Origin of the sequence: uncultured Catenibacterium sp., from assembly GCF_900540665.1 — a bacterium.
In the GTDB taxonomy this organism is placed as follows: domain Bacteria; phylum Bacillota_I; class Bacilli_A; order Erysipelotrichales; family Coprobacillaceae; genus Catenibacterium.
The window spans coordinates 1-3,663 of record NZ_UQGV01000115.1 but is presented as its reverse complement, the minus strand read 5'-3'; the positions used below and the strand labels follow the sequence as shown (position 1 = coordinate 3,663).

The window sequence follows — 3,663 nt, the reverse complement described above, 5'->3', positions numbered from 1 at the left end:
GTAAAATTAGTACAATTGATGTTACATACAATAATACCTTTCTCATCAAGAGGCTTACCTAACAATTCAGCAAATCTAGGAACCAAGTACTCTTCCGCAATACCTTCTACCAATAGTACCGCCTTACCCAAATATATTTCTCCCCTCTTCACATCCAAATATCTTTCTACATCCAAGAACTCTCCCTCATCCATCGGCATTGCTGCTGTAGCATGAATTTCCGTTCCTTTCGTGCCATCATTATGCAAATGAACTATGGAATTAATCGGAGCTATTGCAGTTATATGTGTAGAATGAGTTGTCAAAAGTACTGAATTATTACTATTTTGTATCACGTCTTTGTATATCAAACGTTGATTAACAGGATGCAAATGGGCTTCTGGTTCTTCAATTGCAAGAATTGTAACAGCATTGGATATAGGCATGTTCTTTGACATAAAAGAATATAATTTTTTGTGTTGAACATCCGATATTCTCTCTTTCAGAAAATAATTTCTATTTTGACTTTGCTCATAAGTATCTTTAACAATTTCTCCACCCGCAAGTACAATCAGTTCATTATATTTATCTTCTTTATCATCTACTCCAATTAGACATACTAGTTTATTAGGGATTTCAACTAGATGTTCACCGTGTAAATATTCATTCTTTGAATAACAAGCTGTCATGAGCCCTATTCCTTCTCTTAGTAAGAGAGTAGAATTGATTGTATTAAACTTACTGTTAATATCATAAATAAAGTCAACACAGGCAATGTTTTCAAATAGAGTTAATATAGAAGACTTATACTTTAATAGTTCTTCATCAAAATCATTAAGTTTAATAAGTAATTCATTATCTGTCTTTAATGAAAAGTGAGTTTCATCAAACAAATACTCTAGTAAATACTTAATAACAATCAAACTATTTAAATAGCTATTATGTGAAATATAGAATTCCTTGCTGGCATTTAGTAAGATACTATTCTTATAGTTAGTATATAAATAACCGTTTAGATTATTAGTAATAGTAATGAGTTCAAAAGAACAATTTCTACTCTTTAACTCCTCAATAGAATCCACAATTTCTTTTGAATTACCTGATTGTGAAATGATCACTAGTAAAGTATGTTCATCTACTAAATGCATATACTTGTTCTTAAATTCTGCTGCTTCGATTGAGAGAGTTAAGATATTACAGTGTTCTAATTGAGCTAATGCATATTGACTTGCATAGAGGGAACTGCCCATTCCTATTAAGAATAGCTTAGTTATTCTATTGGTTTTAATACTTTCTTTTATACTGTTAAAAGAATCAAAATCATATTCTTCGCAATATTGGATACATTTTTCAATATCACTGTTTCTATTATTTAATTCGTTCATGAATTGTTTTTTGTCATGATCGAATTTTATCTTTTCTTCTGTATTCATATATTACCTCAAATACTAATCATTTTCTAATTGTTCTTCTTTTAATAGCTGTTTTTCATAGGCTTTTGCGAATGGATACCATACTAAGCCAACAATAATAAATAATACTAACTGAGCTACGACTGCTCTCCAGTCACCACCTGTTGTGAGGTATGGATATAGTAAAGGTGGAGTTGTCCATGGGACTGAGATATAAGGTGCTGTCATAAGTCCTAGGCGAATAAGAACAAATCCATACATCATACCAAATACTGTTGTACCAAATACATATGGTAAGAAGAATGTTGGGTTCATAACTACTGGTAAACCAAATACAACTGGTTCATTAATATTAAAAATACTTGGGATAAGAGACATTCTGCTGACTGATCTTAATCTCTTTGATTTAGAGAAGAGATAAATTAATACTAAAGGTAAAGTAATACCATTACCTGTAGGCATACCGAAGCAGAATACAAAAGGTTCTGTTAATACATGAGTTGGTTTCATACCTGCTGCTACTTGTTCTACGTTTAATGCAATATTAGCGACTAAGAAAGCATACATCACACCTTGTACTGTCATAGAACCACCATGAATTCCTACTGACCAGCATAACATTAAAATCAAACCAACTAATAATACTGCATACCATGTATCAGATAAGATAAGAATAGGACTTAAAATTGATTTTAAGAAACCATTTAAGTCAAAGCCAATAATAATTCTTAAAAACCAGAAGAATACAAATAATACTGTCATTGGTAGAATTGATGAAAAGCTTGAAGCAATACCTGCAGGAACACCTGCTGGCATTTTGATACCGATGTTATGCTTATCACAAAAATGCATTACTTCAGCTACAATAATACCAATAACGAATGTAGTAAACATTCCAGAAGCACCAAATTCACCTACCGAAATAGTATTAGTCTTTAAATCTAATGGTGCGACTGTTAATAAAAAGCAAACTGAACTTACAATACCTACAGTTGTTTTATCTAAACCATAAGTATCAGCTAATTCAGAGCCAATACCAAATGCTAAAAATAAACTAATGAAACCAAATGTCATATTTGATAATGTGTTTAATGCATCATTGTAAGGTGCCATTACTTTTGCTAGAGATGCGATAGGCAGATTAGTAAGAATCATAGGGAATGATCCTACAATCAATAATGGGATTAAACGAATCAATGCATTTCTAATTGCAACCATGTATTTGTTGTTACCAAACTTGATTAATGGGGGTGTGAGTTTGCTATCAACAAAGTTGGTCATTTTATCAAGAAAATTATTCATTTGCTCCACTCTCCTCTTATTAGGTAAAGTATATTGTTATACTTTAACTATCTTGATTTTATCATTTTCGAATGAGGACATATTAAAATCAGGATTAGAATCAGTAATAATATAATCAATATCATTATAGTCAGCATATGAATAAAGTGTTTTTAATGAAAACTTAGAATGGTCAGTGACAACAAAAACCGTATTAGCCTGTCTAGCAATTGCTTGTTTTGTTAAGCCCTCTTCTAAGTGAGGGAGTGATATGCCATATTCAGTATCAATTCCTTCTGCTCCCATAAAGGCTTTATCAAAATAGAACTTTCTTACAAAATCAATAGTAAGATCACCTATAAAACCTATAGATTTCTCTCTATACTTTCCTGGTAACATATATAAATCAATATTTTCTGCCATGAATAAAGCATTGACTACTAGAATAGAACTTGTCATTACTGTTACCTTTTTGTTAGATTTAGCAAGTTCTTCAGCTATTTGAGCACATGTTGTTCCACAGTCTATATAGACTACTTCTCCATCATTAATGTATTCAATGGCTTTTTGAGCTATACGTATCTTTTCTGCTATCATCTTGTCTTTTTTCAATATATAGCTTTCTTCTGAACCAACACTCTTATTTAAGTATACTGTTCCTTGTGATATCAATATAACGTCTTGGTCTTCAAATTTTTTTAAATCTCTTCTTATAGTCATTACTGAGACATTAAACTTTTTCGCGAGTTCGTCCAATGTCATAGATCCTTCTTTTAATAATTTTAAGATTTCAATCTTTCTTTCGCTAGCGTTCATTTATGTTCCTCCTTCAGTTATAGAATAGCACACAAAAATAACATATTCAACCATTATTTGTGTTATTTTATGTTATTTATTCACATTAAAGTGCTTATATATGCATTCTTATATAATTTTAGGTAAGCGCCAAATAATATAGTGGATAGAAATAGACCTCATCATGTTAGATAAT

Annotated in this window: 3 protein-coding genes; all 3 read right to left on the bottom strand. The window is 31.0% G+C overall.

What is annotated here, in order from left to right:
* Positions 1–1,412, bottom strand: a 1,412-nt coding sequence (locus QZQ55_RS10705) for an SIS domain-containing protein (protein WP_295093188.1), incomplete at its 3' end; no start/stop codon positions are given.
* A 15-nt stretch (positions 1,413–1,427) separates the two neighbouring features.
* Positions 1,428–2,693 (bottom strand): PTS sugar transporter subunit IIC, encoded by a 1,266-nt coding sequence (locus QZQ55_RS10700; protein WP_295093186.1) that lies wholly within the window; start codon positions 2,691–2,693, stop codon positions 1,428–1,430.
* A gap of 36 nt (positions 2,694–2,729) precedes the next feature.
* Positions 2,730–3,488 carry a DeoR/GlpR family DNA-binding transcription regulator gene (locus QZQ55_RS10695; protein WP_117459637.1) on the bottom strand — a complete coding sequence of 253 codons (759 nt, stop codon included), beginning with the start codon at positions 3,486–3,488 and terminating at the stop codon, positions 2,730–2,732.
* Positions 3,489–3,663 lie beyond the last annotated feature (175 nt).